15 protein-coding genes are annotated in these 20,272 nt (G+C 35.1%); 4 read left to right on the plus strand and 11 right to left on the minus strand.

The genetic code is table 11. The features are described from left to right. The first annotated feature begins 154 nt into the window (after nucleotides 1–154). Nucleotides 155–1,342, plus strand: a complete 1,188-nt coding sequence (locus tag BN2144_RS03740) for an ROK family transcriptional regulator (protein ID WP_033826988.1) — start codon at nucleotides 155–157, stop codon at nucleotides 1,340–1,342. A 541-nt stretch (nucleotides 1,343–1,883) separates the two neighbouring features. On the opposite strand, the gene mmsB is transcribed toward BN2144_RS03740, so the two are convergent. From mmsB to BN2144_RS03765, 5 genes are all read right to left on the minus strand, one after another. Then, nucleotides 1,884–3,044 (minus strand): multiple monosaccharide ABC transporter permease, encoded by a 1,161-nt coding sequence (gene mmsB / locus BN2144_RS03745; RefSeq protein WP_033826989.1) that lies wholly within the window; start codon nucleotides 3,042–3,044, stop codon nucleotides 1,884–1,886. Next, nucleotides 3,044–4,585, minus strand: a complete 1,542-nt coding sequence (gene mmsA / locus BN2144_RS03750) for a multiple monosaccharide ABC transporter ATP-binding protein (RefSeq protein ID WP_033826990.1) — start codon at nucleotides 4,583–4,585, stop codon at nucleotides 3,044–3,046. Before mmsA ends, mmsB begins: the two co-directional genes overlap by 1 nt. A gap of 93 nt (nucleotides 4,586–4,678) precedes the next feature. Next, nucleotides 4,679–5,755 carry a multiple monosaccharide ABC transporter substrate-binding protein gene (gene chvE / locus BN2144_RS03755; RefSeq protein ID WP_033826991.1) on the minus strand — a complete coding sequence of 359 codons (1,077 nt, stop codon included), beginning with the start codon at nucleotides 5,753–5,755 and terminating at the stop codon, nucleotides 4,679–4,681. Between the two features lie 430 nt (nucleotides 5,756–6,185). Continuing rightward, complete coding sequence (locus tag BN2144_RS03760) at nucleotides 6,186–7,325, minus strand: GntR family transcriptional regulator (protein WP_033826992.1); 1,140 nt, start codon at nucleotides 7,323–7,325, stop codon at nucleotides 6,186–6,188. Nucleotides 7,326–7,638: 313 nt separating this feature from the next. Further along, on the minus strand, nucleotides 7,639–8,664 hold the full coding sequence (locus tag BN2144_RS03765) for an AI-2E family transporter (RefSeq protein WP_042337563.1): 1,026 nt from the start codon (nucleotides 8,662–8,664) through the stop codon (nucleotides 7,639–7,641). 240 nt (nucleotides 8,665–8,904) lie between these two features. On the opposite strand from BN2144_RS03765, the gene BN2144_RS03770 reads away from it, so the two are divergent. Further along, nucleotides 8,905–9,948: an IS1595 family transposase gene (locus BN2144_RS03770; protein ID WP_082195103.1), complete on the plus strand. Its 1,044-nt coding sequence runs from the start codon at nucleotides 8,905–8,907 to the stop codon at nucleotides 9,946–9,948. Between the two features lie 71 nt (nucleotides 9,949–10,019). Further along, nucleotides 10,020–10,571: a GNAT family N-acetyltransferase gene (locus BN2144_RS03775; protein ID WP_033826340.1), complete on the plus strand. Its 552-nt coding sequence runs from the start codon at nucleotides 10,020–10,022 to the stop codon at nucleotides 10,569–10,571. 144 nt (nucleotides 10,572–10,715) lie between these two features. Here BN2144_RS03775 and BN2144_RS03780 read toward each other — a convergent pair whose 3' ends face one another. The 4 genes from BN2144_RS03780 to BN2144_RS03795 form a co-directional block, all read right to left on the minus strand. Next, nucleotides 10,716–13,088 carry a phosphoketolase family protein gene (locus BN2144_RS03780; protein WP_033826993.1) on the minus strand — a complete coding sequence of 791 codons (2,373 nt, stop codon included), beginning with the start codon at nucleotides 13,086–13,088 and terminating at the stop codon, nucleotides 10,716–10,718. Between the two features lie 250 nt (nucleotides 13,089–13,338). After that, nucleotides 13,339–14,763: an L-arabinose isomerase gene (araA, locus tag BN2144_RS03785; protein ID WP_033826994.1), complete on the minus strand. Its 1,425-nt coding sequence runs from the start codon at nucleotides 14,761–14,763 to the stop codon at nucleotides 13,339–13,341. A gap of 32 nt (nucleotides 14,764–14,795) precedes the next feature. Next, complete coding sequence (locus tag BN2144_RS03790) at nucleotides 14,796–15,491, minus strand: L-ribulose-5-phosphate 4-epimerase (RefSeq protein ID WP_033826995.1); 696 nt, start codon at nucleotides 15,489–15,491, stop codon at nucleotides 14,796–14,798. Nucleotides 15,492–15,497: 6 nt separating this feature from the next. Beyond that, nucleotides 15,498–17,171 (minus strand): ribulokinase, encoded by a 1,674-nt coding sequence (locus tag BN2144_RS03795; protein WP_033826996.1) that lies wholly within the window; start codon nucleotides 17,169–17,171, stop codon nucleotides 15,498–15,500. Nucleotides 17,172–17,531: 360 nt separating this feature from the next. Here BN2144_RS03795 and murB point away from each other — a divergent pair, with 360 nt between their 5' ends. Beyond that, nucleotides 17,532–18,452, plus strand: coding sequence for a UDP-N-acetylmuramate dehydrogenase (gene murB / locus BN2144_RS03800; protein WP_033826997.1), 921 nt, complete (start codon nucleotides 17,532–17,534; stop codon nucleotides 18,450–18,452). A gap of 48 nt (nucleotides 18,453–18,500) precedes the next feature. Here murB and panF read toward each other — a convergent pair whose 3' ends face one another. Then, complete coding sequence (gene panF, locus BN2144_RS03805) at nucleotides 18,501–19,949, minus strand: sodium/pantothenate symporter (RefSeq protein ID WP_033826998.1); 1,449 nt, start codon at nucleotides 19,947–19,949, stop codon at nucleotides 18,501–18,503. A 33-nt stretch (nucleotides 19,950–19,982) separates the two neighbouring features. Then, entirely contained in the window at nucleotides 19,983–20,267 is a 285-nt protein-coding gene (locus BN2144_RS03810) for a YhdT family protein (protein ID WP_033827015.1), read from the minus strand. Nucleotides 20,268–20,272: the final 5 nt, after the last annotated feature.

Here is a 20,272-nt window from a genome sequence, read left to right on the forward strand (position 1 = left end):
TTTGAAAATCAACTAGTTAGCAAACTAATTACATTTTACTAGAGTACTTCTTGATTTTTATTTAATTATTTTCCAGTTTGTCTAGAGGGCGAACTAAGTATATAATAAATCTATATGCATTACGTTTAGAATACAGTTAAAGGGAGAAATTACAATGAGTATCCTCACAGGTAACCAACAACTCGTAAAGCAAATAAATAAAAACTTAGTACTCAATAAAATTATTTATGAAGCACCTATTTCAAGGGCGGATATCTCACAAAAATTAGGTCTCAACAAAGGTACAGTTTCTTCATTAGTCAGCGAATTAATTGAAGAACATTTAATTTTAGAATCAGGTCCGGGGCAGTCTAGTGGTGGTAGAAGACCAGTTATCCTTCATTTCAATGAGAGAGCAGGATTTTCAATTGGGATTGATTTAGGTGTTAATTATATACTTGGTGTTCTAACAGATTTAAAAGGGAATATTACCGTTGAAATCAACAAAAGATTTACTACACGCTCTTATCATGAAGTGGTTTCCATTCTTAAAGAAGTCATTACTGATTTAATCAATGCCGCTCCAAATAGTCATTATGGAATTGTTGGGATTGGAATTGGCGTTCCTGGACTTGTCAATAAGGATGGAGCAATACTAATCGCACCAAACTTAAGATGGAAAGATATCAATCTCAAAAAGGAGATTGAAAATCATTTTCATATCCCTGTTATTATTGAAAATGAAGCTAATGCTGGTGCCTATGGAGAAAAATTGTATGGCGCAGGCCAAGATTATAAGAACATTCTCTATGTTAGTGCTGGAATCGGAATTGGTGTTGGGATTATTATAAGTAATGAGTTATATTATGGCACAAATGGGTTCTCAGGAGAAGCTGGGCATATGGTTGTTCAAGTGAACGGAAAAGATTGCCCCTGTGGAAGTAGCGGTTGTTGGGAGCTCTATGCCTCTGAACAAGCATTACTAGATGAAGCAAGAAAACTGAATATTCCAGGGGTAACAGATGAAACTTTATCCATTGATTTATTGGTAGAATTAGCGAGAACAGGTAATGAAGATATTATCGATTTATTTAATTCTATTGGTATGTACCTGGGAGTAGGTATAAATAATATTATTAATACGTTTAATCCAGAACAAGTCATTATTGGTAATCAGTTAGCAATCGCAAAAGATTTGCTTGATAAACCAATAGATAAGTTCATCAGTAGTCATACAATGAAGTACCACAAACAGAATTTAGAGATTAGTTTCTCAAAATTAACAACCCACTCTTCAGCTATCGGGGTGTCAGCTCTGTCAATTGACCAATTTTTAAAGAATAGTGTTCCTACATCTGAATAAGGAACAAATCAATGGAATGTTATTACACTAAAAACACAGGAATTTCCCTGTGTTTTTTCTTAAGTTCTATTAAGTAATATAAAGGTAGATTTACTCAAACAGTTTTAAATCGTAAAAGTTATAAATTAAATAAAACGTGTAACATAATCTCCTATTTTTTATTGTAATCCGAGTTATTAAGTTACTTTACTATCGACATGATAAATTATATACATAATGAGTTTACTTCGAAGCATATATAGTTCCAATAAAGAAGAAGCTAGGACAGAAATAAATAGCCCCTTGTAAGAGGGCGAATAAATCTTATTTATAACTATATAAATAAAAAAAACATATCCGTCCAAGCCTTTAGACGGGAGAAGAGCCGAAGTTGCGCGTATACGTTAAGAAAGTAGAAACTAAACAATTTCTACTTTTCTCGTAGCTAAAAAACCCGAACGATTGCGAAACTCTAAATTAGAATTCCGCATGATAGTTCGGGTTTTCCTTTAACTAAAACGTTTGTCACAGCTTCTTTTAATCGGACCATTTTAAACTATAATTATTTTTTCTTCTTATAAAGAATATCAAATGTTACTGCAGCAAGTAATACTAGACCTTTAATTGCTTGTTGCCAGTCAATTCCGATACCCATAATTGACATACCGTTGTTTAGTATCCCCATAACCAGTGCACCGATTACTGCACCAAATACTGTACCTACCCCACCAGTCATTGAGGCACCACCAATTACTGCAGCAGCAATGGCATCAAGTTCAAATCCAGTACCAGCTTGTGGTGTTGCAGCATTTAACCGACCAGCAAAGATTAAACCAGCTAAAGCAGCGAGAATACCCATATTAACAAATACCCAAAACTTTACATTACTTGTCTTAATACCTGATAATTTTGCAGCATTTTCATTTCCACCAACAGCGTAAATGTGTCTACCCATAACTGTTTTATTCATAATTGAAGTATAGATAAGATAGATAAAGAAGATTAATACTAATACAATTGCTATACCTTCATATTTAGCTAATACAAAAGTGAATAAGTTAATTACAATGGCAGCAATCACTAGTTTTGCTATAAATAATGGTGTTGAAAGTGTTTCAACATTATATTTCTTATCATTTTGTCTTCTTCTATATTCAAAAAGAATAAAGAAAACAGTAAGTACAACTCCTATTATAATTGTTAGTAAATGAAGACTACCACCATTAAAGATATCTGGTAAAAATGACGAACTTAAACTTCTAAAACTTTGTGGAAACGGTGCAATTGTTTGTCCATTTAATACAACTAAAGTTAATCCACGGAAAATTAACATACTCGCCAAAGTTACGATAAAAGCAGGTATTCGTACATATGCAACCCAGAAACCATTGAAGGCTCCGATAGCTGCACCAATTATTAATGATAATAAAATACCTACTATAACTGGTAAGTCATGATTCACAAGTAGAACCCCCGACATCGCCCCTACAAAAGCAACTACCGAACCTACTGACAAATCAATTTCTCCAGTAATGATTACAATTAACATACCAAATGCAAGAAGTATAATGTAACTATTTTGCATAATGATATTTGTAATATTTAAAGGAGTTAGAAGAACACCGTTAGTTAAAATTTGAAATAAGATAGCAATTGCAACTAAAGCAATTACCATACCAAATTGTCGAACGTTATTAGAAATTACCTTTTTTAAATTGTTCATTATTTATTACCCCCAGCACGGTTTGTCATATATGTCATTAAGATTTCTTGGTCTATTTCATCCTTATTATGCTCACCAGTAATGACACCTTCACATAACGTGTAGATACGGTCAGACATACCAATTAATTCTGGTAGCTCTGAGGATATCACTATGATACTTTTACCTTGCTCCGCCAATTCATTTATAATTTTATATATTTCGAATTTTGCACCAATATCGATCCCGCGCGTTGGTTCGTCTAAGATTAAAATATCAGGATCTGTGAACATCCATTTTCCAAGTACTACCTTTTGCTGATTACCACCACTTAAATTGAGTGTTGTTTGAAGAATTGAAGGGGCCTTAATTTTTAATCTTTCCTTTAATCGTTCAGCTTCAACAACTTCTTGGTTCTTATTCACTATACCACTCTTTGAAACTTTATTTAAATTTGCTAAAGTGGTATTATTCTTTATATTATCAATTAAAATAAGTCCATATTCTTTCCTATCTTCCGAAACATATGCAACACCATTATTAATGGCATCTTTAACAGAATTAAATTCCACTTCTTTTCCATCTTTATATAGTTTCCCTGAGATTTTCCTTCCATATGATTTACCAAAAACGCTCATCGCAAGTTCAGTCCTGCCAGCGCCCATTAATCCAGCAATACCTATAACCTCTCCACGATATAATTTCAAGTTAACATTATGCAAAATTTGTCTTTCGGAGTCTTGTTGATGGAAAACATTCCAATCTTTGATTTCAAACACAACTTCTTCTTTTATATTTTTCTTTCTTTCTGGATAGAGGTTCGTAATATCCCGCCCTACCATATCTTTAATAATAGTATTTTCATTAATATTATCTTCTTTTAATGAATAAGTTCGTATGGTTTGTCCATCTCTGAGAACTGTAATACTGTCAGAAACGCTAAAAACCTCGTTTAATTTATGGGAAATAAGAATGGTGGTAATACCTTGTTTTTTGAATTCAAGCATTAATTTTAACAAATTTTCGCTATCATCTTCGTTTAGTGCAGCAGTTGGCTCGTCCAATATTAATAGTTTTACTTGTTTAGACAAAGCTTTAGCAATTTCAACTAGTTGTTGATGGCCAACTCCAATATCTTTTACTAAAACGTTTGGGTTTAAATTTAATCCAACTTTCTCCAACAATTCCTTAGTTTTGATAATTGTTTCATTCCAATTGATAAAACCTCGTTTTGCTTGTTCATTTCCTAAGAAAATATTTTCCGCTATAGATAATTCAGGGATAAGTGCAAACTCTTGGTGAACAATAACTATGCCCAGCTTTTCACTATCATTAACAGACTTAAATTCACATTTTTTATTTTTATAAAGAATATCTCCTTCATATGATCCAAATGGGTGTACACCACTTAACACTTTCATTAAAGTCGACTTACCTGCTCCATTTTCTCCAACCAACGAATGTATTTCACCCTCTTGGACCCGAAAATTTACGTTATTTAAAGCCTTTACACCAGGGAAAGTCTTTACTATATCTTTCATCTCAAGGATTACATTACTCATCAATATACACCTACCTTTATCTATAAAAAGGTCGGATGATTTTAGCTGTAAATTCTTTCTAAAATCATCCACTCACCTTTAATTACAGGTAAATTATTTTAGTTGATCTTCTGTATAGTATTTTGTATCCACTAATTCTTGTTTATAGTTATCAATATCTACAGAAACAGGTTCTAGTAGGCTTGAAGGAACAACTTTTTTACCATTATCATATGTTTCAGTATCATTTACTTCTGGTTCTTTATCATTTAGTACGGCATCAACAATTTTCACAGCACTTTCTGCTAGCTTTCTAGTATCTTTAAATACTGTTTGTGTTTGTTCACCAGCTATAATAGATTTAATAGAAGATAATTCTGCATCTTGTCCAGTAACAATTGGCATTGGTTTATCCGCTGATCCATATCCTACTGATTTTAATGAAGAGATTACACCTCTACTAATTCCATCAAATGGTGAATAGACAACATCTATTAATTCATTAGAATAATGTGCACTTAATAAGTTATCCATTCTTTCTTGCGCCTTCATACCATCCCAACGTAGTGTGGCACCTTGCTTGAATTCTGTCTGTCCACTTTTAACTACTAGTTGTCCTTTATCAATATAAGGTTTTAAGATAGACATTGCACCATCCCAATAGAAGTAAGCATTATTGTCATCAGGAGATCCAGCAAATAATTCAATATTGAAAGGACCTTTACCATCTTTTAAGCCTAATTTTTCTTCAATATATTGACCTTGTAAAACACCGACTTTGAAATTATCAAAGGTTGCGTAATAGTCAACATTTTCAGTGTTCATGATTAAACGGTCATAAGATATAACTGTAATTCCCTGTTTCTTAGCCTTATCAACTACATCAGTAAGTGCTTCTCCATCAATGGATGCAATTACTAATGCATCTACGCCTTTTGTAATCATGTTTTCTATTTGTGATATTTGATTTTCTACAACATCCTCAGCATATTGTAAATCTGTTTTATAGCCTAATTTTTCTAGTTGTTCAACCATGCTTTCTCCATCTCTAACCCATCTCTCAGAAGATTTGGTCGGCATTGCTATACCAATTGTCTTTGAATCTTTTCCACCTGACTCACTACTACCACACCCAGTAAGTACAGTTGCGACCATAAGAATTGCAATCAGAAAAGCACTGAACTTTTTCATATATTTTCCTCCTAGAGTTTTATTAGCAAAACTGAACACGCTTACAATTGAAAGAAAACTATTTACCCCCTTAATATGAAAATATGTTATTATCAAAATACTGAAAGCGCATTCCTTTTATGGTTTTAGTATAATTCACTTGTTCGGATATGTCAATCACATAATTAGTTAAATTTAATAAATTGTTAACGAGTTAGATAATTTTTGAGTAAATATACGTATATATATAGATGTGTATGCGTTCTATATCTTATGTTATCTATAAAATAGCAATCATCCGCTACTTTATACAAAATAAATAGGAAACGTTTCTCTGCTTGTACGTATATATACGTGATCAATTATTTACTTTTTAAAAATCACTCTTAAAATATAAAACAATAAAAAAGTAACAGGGATTGCAAATTATCCTGTTACTTTTTAGATTTTATTACCCTACCTGTATATTACTCTCTTTTTTATTCAAATCTTTTGTAGAATTTCTAACAACTATTTCAGGTTGAAATACATACGAATTTAGTTGGTCTTCTTTTAGCTTCGAAGCCTTTCCATACTGGATTAAATTTATTATCATATCAGCAGCCATCTCGCCAAGGGCACTTTTTGGATGCTCAATCGTTGTCAGTTTCACTTCTGATACCTCTGAAAGAAATGAGTTATCAAAGCCCACGATTGAGATGTCATCTGGTACTTGTAAATTATTTTGTCTTATAACATCTAGTAATTTCATTGACAGTTCATCGTTATAACAAATGATTCCGCTTGGTCGTTCTGATGTGCCTGTTAGGACTTTTTGTAAAACTTCTACAGGTTTTGTATTCTTCTCGGCTGTTGTATATGTGATGATATTTTTCGGATTAATTGGTAGTCCATACTCTCTATGTGCTTTAATAAAACCTTTCATCCGCTTATTCCCTTGAATGTCATCTGTTTTAAAAAATCCTAGTATATTTTTATGCCCGGATTTAATTAAATGCTCTGCTTGCAAAAATCCGCCTTTCTCATCATTAATCGTAACGCTAATGGGTTCAAGTTCATCGTAATAAGCATTAATCATAACATAGGGAATGTTTAATGCTTCCAGATTTAAATAGTAATTTATATTAGGATTGGCTATTGCACTCTTTGTAGGTTCAACAATAACCCCGTCAAATCGTTGCTCAATAATTGTTTCTAATATTCGCCTTTCATTCTCGTGATCATTATTCGTACTAAAAAGACTAACTTGATAGCCTTCCTTACTTAAAACACTTTCAGCACCCCGAATGATCGACGGGAATATATAATCAGAAATATAGGTAACAATAATTGCGACATTCTTTTTATTGGTTTCATTAGATGGGCCTGGGTTCGCTAACTTATCGGAAACGTATGTTCCTGAACCTTGTTCCTTATATAATAGGCCTTCACTAACTAAATCACCTAAAGCCAGCCTAACCGTATGTCTACTAACATTAAATTGCTTCATCAGTTCACTTTCTGAACTAATTTTCTGGTGCGGCTCAAAGGTACCGTCCAATACTTTTGATTTGATCCAATTTTTAACCATACCATATTTCGTTTGGCTCATATAAATTAACACCTCCTTTAAAGATTTACTTATATGCACAATAAGTAGCATATCATAAAATGAAAATGAAAATAAAATATAAATTTATTACTATCCTATAAAGTAGAAGGGTACAAATTTGTAAACGCTATCATATAATAAGTTAGCTTTACAATTTTTTATCAATCTATAGACAACCATTTGTACGTATAATATTAATCCATATACCCTATTCTAATGTAAATTGTACGTACATTCAATATAATTTATATGTTATTTATATTTCTAATCACGAAAAAGCACAGCTGAATAACAGCCGTGCTTTTTGCAATTTTTATTCTCCATTCTTCACAGCATCAACTGTTTTTACACCCAATACATCCAATAAAAATACAAAAATTGGAATTCCTAAAATCAACCCCCAAACTCCAAAGAAGTGTTCTCCAAAAATCAAGATGATAAATGTATAAAATACCGGCAAATTCGTCTTTGATGACATGAGTTTCGGGTTCAGAATATAAGCCTCAATGGCATGGACAACAGCAATCATAATGAGCACATAAATTACTTTCATAAACCCGCCAATACTATATGCAATAATGGTTAATGGAATTAAAGAAATAATGACACCAGCAACCGGAATGAGCCCGAGAATAAAGACTAAAATTGCCAGTGCAAACAATTGTGGAAAGCCAAATAGCCATAGGAATAATGTCGTGATGACTGTATTGATTGTTGCAATCATAAATTGAGCTTCGATTACTTTACCGAATGTGCTAACAAATTTACTACCGAAATATTCTAACTCGGCATAGAAAGAACTTACTTTACTTTGCTTGAATTTACTCGTAAAGTTGATGATCCTTTCTTTTTCAAGCAGGAAGAATAAACTTAAGATGAGAGCCAACAAAATTTGAATCCCGGTTGTACTTATATCATTCAGTGATTTTACTAAAAACGATACACCTAAATTGATGTAATCCGTTATTTCATATTTTTGAAGGAGATCATAAATATAAATTAATACTTGATTATCGGTTGCTAATGGTTTTGAATAAAAGGCTGTTAATTGATTAATTAGTTGTGAAATTTCATTAACTAATACAGGTAAGTATTTCACCGCTCCGTACGTTAATCCAGAAACGGCAAATGTATAGAGCAATAAGACTGTGACTTTTCGATTAATGGGAACGTATTTGGAAATGAAACGTTCTAATCCATTAATTAAAAAGGAAAATATGAATGTGAGTAAAATAATATTAATAATACTCCGTAGCAAATAAATAATAAACATAAGAATGGCGAAAATCAGAAACCTTTTAACACCTTTTCTTTGAAATAAACGAATAACCTCTTCCACTTATCAGCCGTCCTATCTAAAAATGATTATTTTCGTAGATGATTTTGTTAATTTTCCGATATCTCACCACCTACATTCCCTACTTTTATTTTAACACATTTCAGCTTGTCTATTTTTTTATTTATCACTTTTTTCACATGTTTTTTAAAAAAGGCTCTGTTAAAGTTAGCTGTTGATTATTTGATATACAGGAACTTATGTTCTATAATAAGATTATCATTATTAAAGTTGGTGATGACGATGAGAGCAACTGTTATTCTTAAAGCCATTCAAAAACTAAATCCAGCAGAAAAACATCGATTACGAGAATATTTAATTGATGCACTTACAGCATCCTCCTCAACAGGAACCGTTCTTCAAGAAATATCTGAGCGTAAAAACAAGAATGGTTATCGTTGTCCAGATTGTGAATCGGAGCATATTGTTCGGTTTGGAAAATATTCAACTATCGTTGAAGGAGAAGAAGTTAAAAAGCAACGTTATCGATGCAAAGCGTGTAAAAAGACATTTACCGACCTTACACATACAGCTTTATATCGAACTCGTCGTCTTAACCAATGGATGAAGTTTATCGAGTGTATGATAGAAGGATATTCATTACGTAAGTCTGCTGAATTGATTGGCAATGTTACTCACGTCACATTATTTTATTGGAGACACAAGCTCTTATCTTCGTTAAAACAATTGGAAATATCAAACTTTGAAGGTATCGTTGAAATGGACGAGACCTATTTCTTGTACTCAGAAAAAGGACAGAGAAAAATTAAAGATAGAAAGCCCCGCAAGCGTGGTGGTTCTGCAAAGAAACGTGGTATAAGCAATGAACAAGTATGTGTTCTAGTTGCAAGGGACCGTGACAAAATGACTTTTTCACAGGTATTAGGAATGGGTAGATTAACAAAAGAACAATTGGACAAAGCTATCGGTCATAAACTTTCAAGTGAAAATATATTATGTACCGATTCTTGGCGTGCCTTTAAAACATACGCTGCTGAAAAAGGAATGGTTATTTATCAATTCAAGTCTGATGGTAAGGTTCGTACAAAGGGGTTATACCATATTCAGAACGTCAATAATTACCATCGAAGGCTTAAAGGATGGATACAACGATTTAACGGTGTTGCTACTAAGTACCTAAACAATTACCTTGTCTGGTTTCAGGTATTAGAAAGCATTCAACATCAAAGAAATGAAGTCACGATGAATGACTTGATTATTAGAGGGAACTTAACACAAAATTCGGAAACCTTTGATACAATTAGGTTAAATAAAATTGTGATATAACATTGTTTCTTATCCAACGTATCGGGCAGATTAGTGGGAAGAGCTATTACGGTATAAAAGGGGGACAAAAAATGGAAACAAAAAAACTGCCAAAAGTAATACTAAGAGAATTAACTCTTGATGATGTCGAAGACCGATATCAATGGTGTTTAGATAAAGAAGTAACAAAACATTTAAATATGCCAGATAAATATCCACCATTTAGCAGAGAAGAAACTCTAAATTGGATTAAGATGTGCATTGAAAAAACAAATGGATATGAACAAAAAGCGATAGTAACTGAACAGGGTAAACATATAGGTTGGATTGACCTGAAAAACATCGATAAATTAAACAAACACGCCGAATTAGGCATAGCAATAGGTGATAAAAACTATTGGGGAAAAGGGTATGGATTATCTGCGATGCAAGAAATGCTTTTGTGGGGGTTTAATGAATTAGAACTTAACAAGATTTGGCTTAGAGTTGAGGTTGATAATGAAAGAGCCATAAAATCTTATAAACGAATGGGTTATGTCGAAGAAGGTATTTTGAGACAAGACCGATTAAGAAATAAAAAATTTGTTGACCGTTTAAGATTGAGTATTCTTAAAGATGAGTTCTTCAGCAAAAGAAAGTTTTAGTTGAATAAGACTATATTACAAGATAGAACTTCCAGATAATTGGAAGTTCTTATTTTTTCTTTATATCAACATTAAACTTTAACAGAGCCTTAAAAAAAGAAAGAGGTCCTGAAAAACTCAGGAACCTCACTAAGTTCATGATAATTATTTTACGCTTTCCCATTTCCAATTTTCCACTTCTGGTAAATCTTTTCCTTCGTCACGAATGTATTGATTATGTTTTGCAATCATACCGTTCATTTCTTGTACAATATGGGCATATTTAGCAGCATTTGGTAAGTTCTTTACTACTGATTTCACAAGGTCAAAGCGATCCATTTGGTTTAATACACGCATATCGAACGGTGTTGTAATATCCCCATTTTCACGATAACCATGTACATGTAAATTACGATTATGACGATCAAAGAATAGGTCTCTAACTAGACCTTCATAACCATGGAAAGCAAAAATAACTGGTTTATCTTTCGTGAAGTACATATCAAATTCTTCATGGGATAGGCCACGAGGATCTAAGTTTTGACTTCTTAATTTCAAGATATCGACAACATTGATGTAGCGCACTTTTAAATTAGGTAATTTTTTATTTAAAATGGAAATAGCAGCTAAGCTTTCAATTGTTGGTTCCGTACCGGAAGACGCAATAACTACATCAGGTTCTTCTCCGTGGTCAGTACTTGCCCAATCAATCATTTTCAAACCATAATCCACGAGTTCTTTTGCTTCTTCAGGAGTGAACCATTGTGCACGTGGATGTTTTGATGATACAACTAAGTTAATTTTTTGACGATCATTTAAAATTTTATCGAATACAGCAAGAAGCGTATTCGCATCAGCTGGTAAATACTCACGAATAAATTCAGGCTTTTTATCAGCAAGATGGCCTAATAAACCCGGATCTTGGTGTGTATATCCATTATGATCTTGTTGGAACACGGTTGATGTAGCAACAACATTCAATGAAGGAATATTTGTACGCCATGGTTGCTCAGTTGCCTTCCGTAGCCATTTGAAATGTTGAGTAAGCATGGAGTCAACGACACGTAAAAATGCTTCATAACTGACAAAAATACCATGACGACCAGTTAATACATAGCCTTCTAACATACCTTCAGCTTGGTGCTCGGATAATTGAGAGTCAATTACGCGACCATGTGATTTTAAATATTCATCATTCGGTTCTTCAATATCCGCTAACCATTGACGTTTTGTCTCTTCAAAAACAGGTGCTAGGCGGTTAGAAGCTGTTTCATCGGGTCCAAAAATACGGAAATTATGGTTCTCTCTATTTAATTTAATAACATCTTTCAAATATTCACCTAAAATAAGCATATCTTGTTTTTCAATTTGCCCAGGAACTGGAATATCAATCGAATATTCACGGAAATCAGGTAAGCGAAGATCTCTAATCCGTTTACCAGGGTTTGTGACAGGGTTCATCGCCATCCGTTTATCACCTTTAGGTGCCATATCCGCAATTTCAGGAAGTAGATGAGCATCATCATCAAATAATTCTTCAGGTCGATAGCTCTTCATCCACGCTTCTAACTCTGGTGCGTGCTCGGTATGATTTTGATCAACAGGAATAGGAACTTGGTGAGCACGGAATGAATTTTCAACAGGTACGCCATTCCAATCCTTTGGACCTGTCCACCCTTTTGGTGCACGAAAGACAATCATAGGCCATATCGGACGAGTTTGGTCCCGATTTTCGCGTGCATTTTTTTGGATTGCTTGAATTTTCTCAATGACTCCATCCAATGCTGCAGCCATTTTTACATGCATTTCTTCAGGATCTTCACCTTCAACAAAAATTGGTTTCCAACCCATACCTTCAAAATACTTCGTTAACTCTTCATTGTCTACCCGAGATAGGATTGTTGGGTTACTAATTTTGAATCCATTTAAGTTTAAAATTGGCAATAACGCACCATCACGAATTGGGTTAATAAAACGATTTGAGAACCAAGATGCTGCCAGTGGACCAGTTTCTGCTTCTCCATCACCAACGACTACAGCTGCAATCAAATCAGGGTTATCAAGAATAGCCCCTGTTCCATGTGATAAAGCGTAACCTAGTTCTCCACCTTCATGAATGGATCCTGGTGTTTCTGGAGCGGCATGTGAGGCAACTCCACCCGGGAATGAAAATTGTTTGAATAATTTTTTCATCCCTTCAACATCTTGAGATATTTCGGGATAAATTTCACTATAACTGCCATCTAGGTAGGAATTAGAAACCATCACCTGTCCACCATGTCCTGGACCTTCTACATAAAACATATTTAAATCATATTTATTAATAACCCGATTTAAATGTGCATAAATAAAGTTTTGACCAGCAATGGTACCCCAGTGTCCAATTGGTTTTACTTTTATATCCATCGCTTTTAATGGTTCTTTCAATAAAGGATTATCTTTTAGGTAAAGTTGTCCAACTGAAATATAGTTTGCTGCACGCCAATAAGCATCTACTTTATCTAAATAAGCTTTTGAAGAATAATCGATATTTGTCATTATTGTACACCTCTTCATAAAATGGCTTAATTATGGAAACAAATCCAAGGTAAATATGGTACCTGTTCGTTTATGTGGATCGTTGATTTAGGTACAAATATATCTTACCATAGATCTTCATTTCCTTTATCATATAAACTTCTATCTATCCGACGAAAATGCTGTCAACCTTCCATCTTAGTTATTGCGGATAACCCTACTCCGATTCAATCATCCGTAATCATTCGAATCGGAGTAAGTAAACCCAAATTTATTTAATATTAACTACTTCAAGTCCGACCATCTTTGCAAAATCTTCAATTTGTTCAGCTGTTACATTAAATGATAAAACTGTGTGATGTCCGCCACCATTTTTAATCCATTCACGTACACCGTGTTCAAAGCCACATTTTGGTGTCCACATTTGGCGTGCAACTGGAAGGTGTGGAGCCGGCTCTTCTGGCTTTTTACCTTCAACTTCATACATCACTAATTTAAATTGTGTACCAAAATCGGAAATACACAAGTTTACAGCCTCTCCATCTAGTCCATCAAAGACTAAACGAGCTGGGTCCTCTCTATCGCCAATACCTAGAGGATGAACTTCTACCCGAATTTTCGTACTTGATAAAGTCGGATCAACTTCCAACATATGCGCACCAAGAATGGCCTCTTTTCCTTTTACTAAGTCGTAAGTATAATCCTCCATAAAACCTGTTCTTTCATTATGTGCCATGATTTTAAGTAATCGAGTGAGAGCCGCTGTTTTCCAATCTCCTTCTCCAGCGAACCCATAACCTTCTGCGTTCAGACGTTGAACAGCCATTCCAGGTAATTGCTTCATGCCCCAAAGATCTTCAAAGTTTGTAGAAAATGCTGTATAGCCAGCACGTTCTAAAAATCTTCTTAATGCAATTTCTATTTTTATTTGTTCTTTTACATGTTCTTCAAAGAATGTAGGATCATTATGACCAATAACAAACTCATACATTTCTTGGCATTCTTTATATGTTTCTTCTATTTCTTCAGGAGTTACTTTCTCCATTTCTGCTACTAAGTCACCGATACCATAGTAGTCAACAGTCCAACCAAACTGGATTTGTGCTTCAATCTTATCCCCATCCGTTACAGCAACGTTTCTCATATTGTCACCAAAGCGAGCGACTTTTATATTGAAACTTTCATTATAAGCAACAGCTACATCCATCCATTTACATATTTTTTCTTGGACTTCTTCATCTTTCCAATGCCCAACGACCACTTTATTATTTTTATTCAAACGGGCATTAATATAGCCGTATTCTCGGTCCCCATGGGCGCTTTGATGCAAGTTCATGTAGTCCATATCAATTGTTTTCCAAGGAATTGTATTTAAATATTGTGTTGCGAGGTGAAGTAATGGTTTTTGTAATAATTTTGTACCACGTATCCAGTTTTTAGCAGGAGAAAACGTGTGCATCCATGTGATAACCCCTGCTACATTGTCATTATAGTTTACTTCTTTCATTACTTGTGTAATACTATCAGCCGTTGTAGCCACTGTTTTAAAAACGATTGGATATGGAAGGTTACCGTTTTTATTTAATTCAGCAATAATTTCTTCTGTATCCTCTTTTACCGATTGTAATGCTTCTTCTCCATATAAATGTTGACTTCCTACAACAAACCAAAACTCGTAATCTTTTATTTTTAACATTGGAAAGCCTCCTGCCTGAGTAATTTTGTCATTTATTTTTGTCCGTAGTACGCATTTTTTCCATGTTTTCTTAAATAATGTTTGTCTAATAAATATTGATCCATGTCAATTTTATGTGGATTTAGTTGTAATGTACGGTATGTCATTTTCGCAACCTCTTCTAGAACAACAGAATTGTGCACGGCATCATGGGCTGATTTCCCCCATGTAAAAGGTCCATGGTCATTGACTAAAACGGCCGGAACTTGATTGGGATCAATATGACGAGAACGGAAAGTTTCAACGATGACATCACCTGTTTGTTTTTCATAATCAACAACAACTTCCTCTTCCTTCATCGGACGTGTTACTGGGACAGGTCCATAAAATGTGTCTGCATGCGTTGTACCAGCTGCAGGAATATCAAGACCAGCTTGAGCGAAAGTAACAGCCCATGCAGAATGGGTATGGACAATTCCTCCTAAACTTGGAAACTCTTTATATAGAACGAGGTGTGTTGCTGTATCACTAGATGGATTTAAATCACCTTCCACTACATTTCCTTCTAAATCTAAGACTACCATTTGATCTGGGGTCAGTTCCTCATACGGGACACCACTCGGCTTAATGACGACTAAACCACTTTCCCTGTCAATTCCACTAACATTTCCCCATGTAAAAGTGACTAAGTTGTACTTTGGGAGAAGCATATTCGCTTCATACACATCAAGTTTTAACTTTTCTAGCATCATTTATCATTCCTTTGAGGCACTATTTTTAATCGCTTTTAATCGTTTCATTACATCATTTACACCTGTGCCGAAGTAATCATGTAAAATTTTATATTCTTCATAGATTGCTTGATATTTCTCGACATTTTCACTAATCGGTTTTACTGTTTCTTCACGTAGTTTCGCCATTTTTTCAGAAGCTTCCTCTATCGTGTCAAATCCACCATTTTCTTTACCCGCCGCAACGGCAGCAAACATGGCCGCACCAATTGCAGGTGTTTGTAAATGTTCTGATATCGTAATTTCCTTTCCAGTAATATCAGCATAAATTTGATTTAACATTTGATTTTTATGTGGTAAACCTCCACAAACTGTTAACCCGTTAATTTCAATACCATTCGCTTCAAACTCTTCAATGATTCGTCGTTTACCAAAAGCTGTTGCTTCAATTAGTGCACGATAAATTTCTTCTGGCTTCGTATCTAAAGTCATTCCAATAAGAAGACCTGTCAAATTTGTATCAACTAAAATTGACCGATTACCATTCCACCAGTCAAGGGCAATTAATCCACTTTCGCCAATATTTAATTTACTCGCCTTTTCTTCTAATAATTGGTGAATACTAATCCCTCGTTCTCTTGCTTCTTCAGAGTATTCTCCTGGAACTGCATTATTTACGAACCACGCAAATATATCGCCAACAGCGTTTTGACCTGATTCATATGCATAATAACCAGGTATAACCCCGTCTTTTACTACCCCACACATTCCTTTTACAGGTACCTTTTTATTTCCTAGTAAAATATCACATGTTGATGTGCCCATAATATTTAGCATCGTACCCGGTTTAATTACACCAGTTGGTGCAGTTGAAACGTGTGCATCTACATTTCCGACAGCTACAGCAATCCCTGGGTTCAAACCTACTTTGGCTGCCATTTCTGGAAGCAGTCCCCCAGCTTTAGAACCAGGTGGTTGAAAGTCTACTCCAATTTTCTCCTCTATCACATTTTCTAACTTTGGATGAAGCTCTTTAAAGAACTCTTTGCTAGGAAAGCCTGTTTCTGCATCCCATATTGCTTTGTAACCGGCTGTTGTTGAGTTTTTCACCTTTACCCCAGTTAATTGCCATGTTAACCAGTCTGTCGCTTCGATAAATGTATCCATCGCGTCATATACTTCCGGTGCTTCTTCGACAATTTGCATTAATTTTGGAAAAAGCCACTCTGATGAAATTTTCCCACCATAATAATCTAACCAAGTTTCTCCACGACGTCGTGCAATTTCATTCAACTTGTCCGCATGAGGTTGTGCAGCGTGATGTTTCCATAATTTCACCCATGCATGAGGGTTATCTTTAAATTCTGGTACATTCATTAACGGTGTTCCATCATCTTTTGCTGGCAACACCGTACAGGAAGTAAAGTCAATGGAAATACCGATAATATCATCAATATTTACTTCACTATCTTTTACAGTCCTTTTTACGGTGTCTATAAAACACTCCACATAATCATTAGCGTTTTGAAGCGCCCAATCATTCTCTAAAGCAATATTTGTATTCGGAAGATAATCATCAATCACAGCATCCGGATAATCTTTAACCGCTGAAGTAATTACGCTTCCATTTGATAAATCTACTAATACCGCTCTAGCCGATAATGAACCAAAGTCTACTCCAATCGTATATTTCGGCATGTTATATGCACCTCCATTTAATTGAAACGCTTACATTTAATATAATTGTATTTTAATATAGATGTACGTATAAGTCAATAAATTGTTCTATTAATAATAGAAATAATACTTATAAGTTACCAGTCTTTAATGTAGATAAGTTGCGCGTACTAAATAAGAAAGTATTTTGTAGACGAATGAAGATTCATTTTCCTTGCACCTTTCCTTTGTAAACAAAATAGGATATACAGGGAATCGCCCGACTGGAACTTAATCACTATTGCGAAAACCTAATTTTCAACGTAATATAGATAAGGGTGGCCCTGTGTCTACACAGGACTATTTCTGTTTTTTTACTTACCTTAAAAAGGAATGACCGAAATGGAAAATGCTGTGATTTATAATCATTTACTAACGATTCTTGATGAAAAACATATTGCGCGTGATGAATACTTAAAAAAACATACGTATACAAAGTTAGGTGGAAAGGCTGACTTCTTCGTTACCCCTAATCGTTATGAAGATGTACAGAAAGTTGTCAAACTCTGTCATGAACAAAGGATTCCTTTAACGTTAATTGGTAATGGGTCAAACTTAATCGTTCGCGATGGCGGTATACGCGGTGTTGTCTTGTCGCTAGCTAACTTAAATAAAATTACTACGGACGGCACGAGGGTAGTTGCTGAAAGTGGTGCCGCTATTATCGAAACTTCTAGAAAGGCGCTCGCTGCAAAGCTTTCGGGACTTGAGTTTGCTTGCGGGATTCCTGGAACGGTAGGTGGCGCTGTATTTATGAATGCAGGTGCCTATGGTGGGGAAATAAAAGATGTTCTGGAAAGCATTCTCGTTGTTGATAAACATGGTGACCTCGTGAAACGTGAAGCCAAAGATTTAGATCTCGCTTATCGCCATAGCAATATAAGTGAAAATGGAGATATTGTCCTCTCAGCGACTTTCCAATTAAAAGAAGGAAACTATGATGAGATTAAAGCGATTATGGACGATTTAACGTTTAAAAGAGAATCCAAACAACCGTTAGAGTATCCATCCTGTGGCAGTGTTTTCAAACGACCACCCGGTTATTTTGCTGGAAAGCTAATTCAAGATAGTGATTTGCAAGGTACGCGAATCGGTGGTGCGGAAGTGTCGAAAAAGCATGCTGGCTTTATTGTGAATGTAGATAATGCTTCAGCTACCGAATACATTTCACTCATTCAACATGTTCAAAAAACGGTAAAAGAAAAATTTGGTGTTGCACTCGAACGTGAAGTGCGAATCATCGGGGAAGAAATTGAAGAATAGTGTTTAAAAAACCAGGCGATGTACGTTGCCTGGTTTTTCTATTTAATATTATACACTTGCACCTATCGTATTTTTATTATCTTTATAAGTAACGATACTAACGATCACAAATGTTATGAATGAAAATAAGACAGGAAGAACAACGGTATGCATGCCAAACGCATTTGGATAATACGTGTGGAGTAAAATATATGAAAGAACGCCGACCACCATTGACCAGATTGCCCCATGTTTGTTTCCCTTTTTCCAGTACAGTCCTAAAACGACCGGCCAAATGAATGCCGCTTCCAAACCACCAAACGAAAACAAATTTAGCCAAATAAGAAAATCAGGTGGTGATAAGGCCATAAAAAATACAATCATTCCGAGTACTGCTGTCACGGTATAACTTATTTTGCGAATTGCTTGATCTTCTGCATCCCGATTCACATAGCTTAAATAAATATCTTTAACAACAGCTGAACTAACCATGATGAGTAATGCATTTACCGTTGACATAATTGCTGCCATTGGTGCGGCAAGAACGACTCCGGCAAGAACAGGCGGAAGTACATCCATTGCAATGGTCGGCATAACGGTATCGCCAACTGCTATATCTGGATTAATCGCCCGGGCAAAGACGCCAATTAAATGCATACCGAGCATAATAATCCCAACAAACACTGTACTAATAATAATCGCCTGATGCATTGCCTTCGCATTTTTATAGGACATCGCGCGAACTGCGATTTGTGGTAAACCGACAACGCCCACACCAACTAGAATCCAATAAGAAGATACATAGAGTGGACTTAAATCCCCTTCCGCTCCGAATGGACTAATTAATCCCGGATCGATCGCAACGAGTTTCTCCATAATACTCGTTACCCCACCACCGGCAATAATGGTTGCAACAAGGAGAATGAGTGTTCCGAAAAACATAACGGCTCCTAGGATTGTATCCGTTAAGGCAACTGCGCGAAAACCACCGACAACTACATAAATCATGACCGATAGTGCAAAAATAATAAGGGCGATTGTGTATGGAATCCCTAATAATGATTCAATTAATCTCGCACCACCAACCCATTGTGCAGCCATCGATGAAAATAAAAAGATAATGATGCTAAATGCCGCAAGTAGTCCAACGATTTCACTTTTATACCGACTCTTTAAAAAATCAATTAACGTAATCGAACCATACTTTCGGGCAACGATAGCAAATTTTTTTCCAAGAACCATCAGAACAAAATATCCTGCTGGCAATTGTGCCATAGATAAGAGCACCCAGCCCAGTCCTTTTGAATAGGCAACACCAGGACCACCGATAAAGCTACTCGCACTCCCGTATGTCGCCATCATCGTCATCGCTAAAATAAAACCGCCCATATTCCGGCTTCCTAGAAAATACTCATGCAAGAAGGAGTCGGATTGACTTACATGTTTATTTGTCCAAAGACCAACAGAAAAAATGACAAATAAGAAAAATAATAATGGCAAGATAATTCCCCAACTCATTGAACTGCCCCCTACCTTTTTTAAGTCATCAATTTAAGCTTCATTCTCATGTTCTTCATCAAAGGGGACCTCTTTGAAAAATACTTTAACAACAAAGACAATTAGTACGGACATTAAAACTAAACCACCAATACAACTGTAAAAAAACCAAGCTGGAAAGCCAAATACATATGTATAATTTTCTGGAGAAGTTGTTGACAATCCATAAGCAAAACCGAACCACCATAAGAAATTAATCAGTACGAGTCCAACACCAATGAATGCTTCCTTTTTTGCTACTTTAAACCGAGGATCTTCTGTAAACATTTTATCTTCCATATTTT

This window comes from Bacillus andreraoultii, assembly GCF_001244735.1.
Taxonomy (GTDB): Bacteria; Bacillota; Bacilli; order Bacillales; family Caldibacillaceae; genus Caldifermentibacillus; species Caldifermentibacillus andreraoultii.

Excerpts from the sequence above, each read along its gene's own strand:
- murB (WP_033826997.1), top strand. The coding sequence starts at position 17,532 with ATGGAAAATGCTGTGATTTATAATCATTTACTAACGATTCTTGATGAA.
- BN2144_RS03790 (WP_033826995.1), bottom strand. The coding sequence starts at position 15,491 with ATGCTAGAAAAGTTAAAACTTGATGTGTATGAAGCGAATATGCTTCTC.
- chvE (WP_033826991.1), bottom strand. The coding sequence starts at position 5,755 with ATGAAAAAGTTCAGTGCTTTTCTGATTGCAATTCTTATGGTCGCAACT.
- mmsB (WP_033826989.1), bottom strand. The coding sequence starts at position 3,044 with ATGAACAATTTAAAAAAGGTAATTTCTAATAACGTTCGACAATTTGGT.
- BN2144_RS03775 (WP_033826340.1), top strand. The coding sequence starts at position 10,020 with ATGGAAACAAAAAAACTGCCAAAAGTAATACTAAGAGAATTAACTCTT.
- mmsA (WP_033826990.1), bottom strand. The coding sequence starts at position 4,585 with ATGAGTAATGTAATCCTTGAGATGAAAGATATAGTAAAGACTTTCCCT.
- BN2144_RS03795 (WP_033826996.1), bottom strand. The coding sequence starts at position 17,171 with ATGCCGAAATATACGATTGGAGTAGACTTTGGTTCATTATCGGCTAGA.
- panF (WP_033826998.1), bottom strand. The coding sequence starts at position 19,949 with ATGAGTTGGGGAATTATCTTGCCATTATTATTTTTCTTATTTGTCATT.
- BN2144_RS03810 (WP_033827015.1), bottom strand. The coding sequence starts at position 20,267 with ATGGAAGATAAAATGTTTACAGAAGATCCTCGGTTTAAAGTAGCAAAA.
- BN2144_RS03780 (WP_033826993.1), bottom strand. The coding sequence starts at position 13,088 with ATGACAAATATCGATTATTCTTCAAAAGCTTATTTAGATAAAGTAGAT.
- BN2144_RS03740 (WP_033826988.1), top strand. The coding sequence starts at position 155 with ATGAGTATCCTCACAGGTAACCAACAACTCGTAAAGCAAATAAATAAA.
- BN2144_RS03770 (WP_082195103.1), top strand. The coding sequence starts at position 8,905 with ATGAGAGCAACTGTTATTCTTAAAGCCATTCAAAAACTAAATCCAGCA.
- araA (WP_033826994.1), bottom strand. The coding sequence starts at position 14,763 with ATGTTAAAAATAAAAGATTACGAGTTTTGGTTTGTTGTAGGAAGTCAA.
- BN2144_RS03760 (WP_033826992.1), bottom strand. The coding sequence starts at position 7,325 with ATGAGCCAAACGAAATATGGTATGGTTAAAAATTGGATCAAATCAAAA.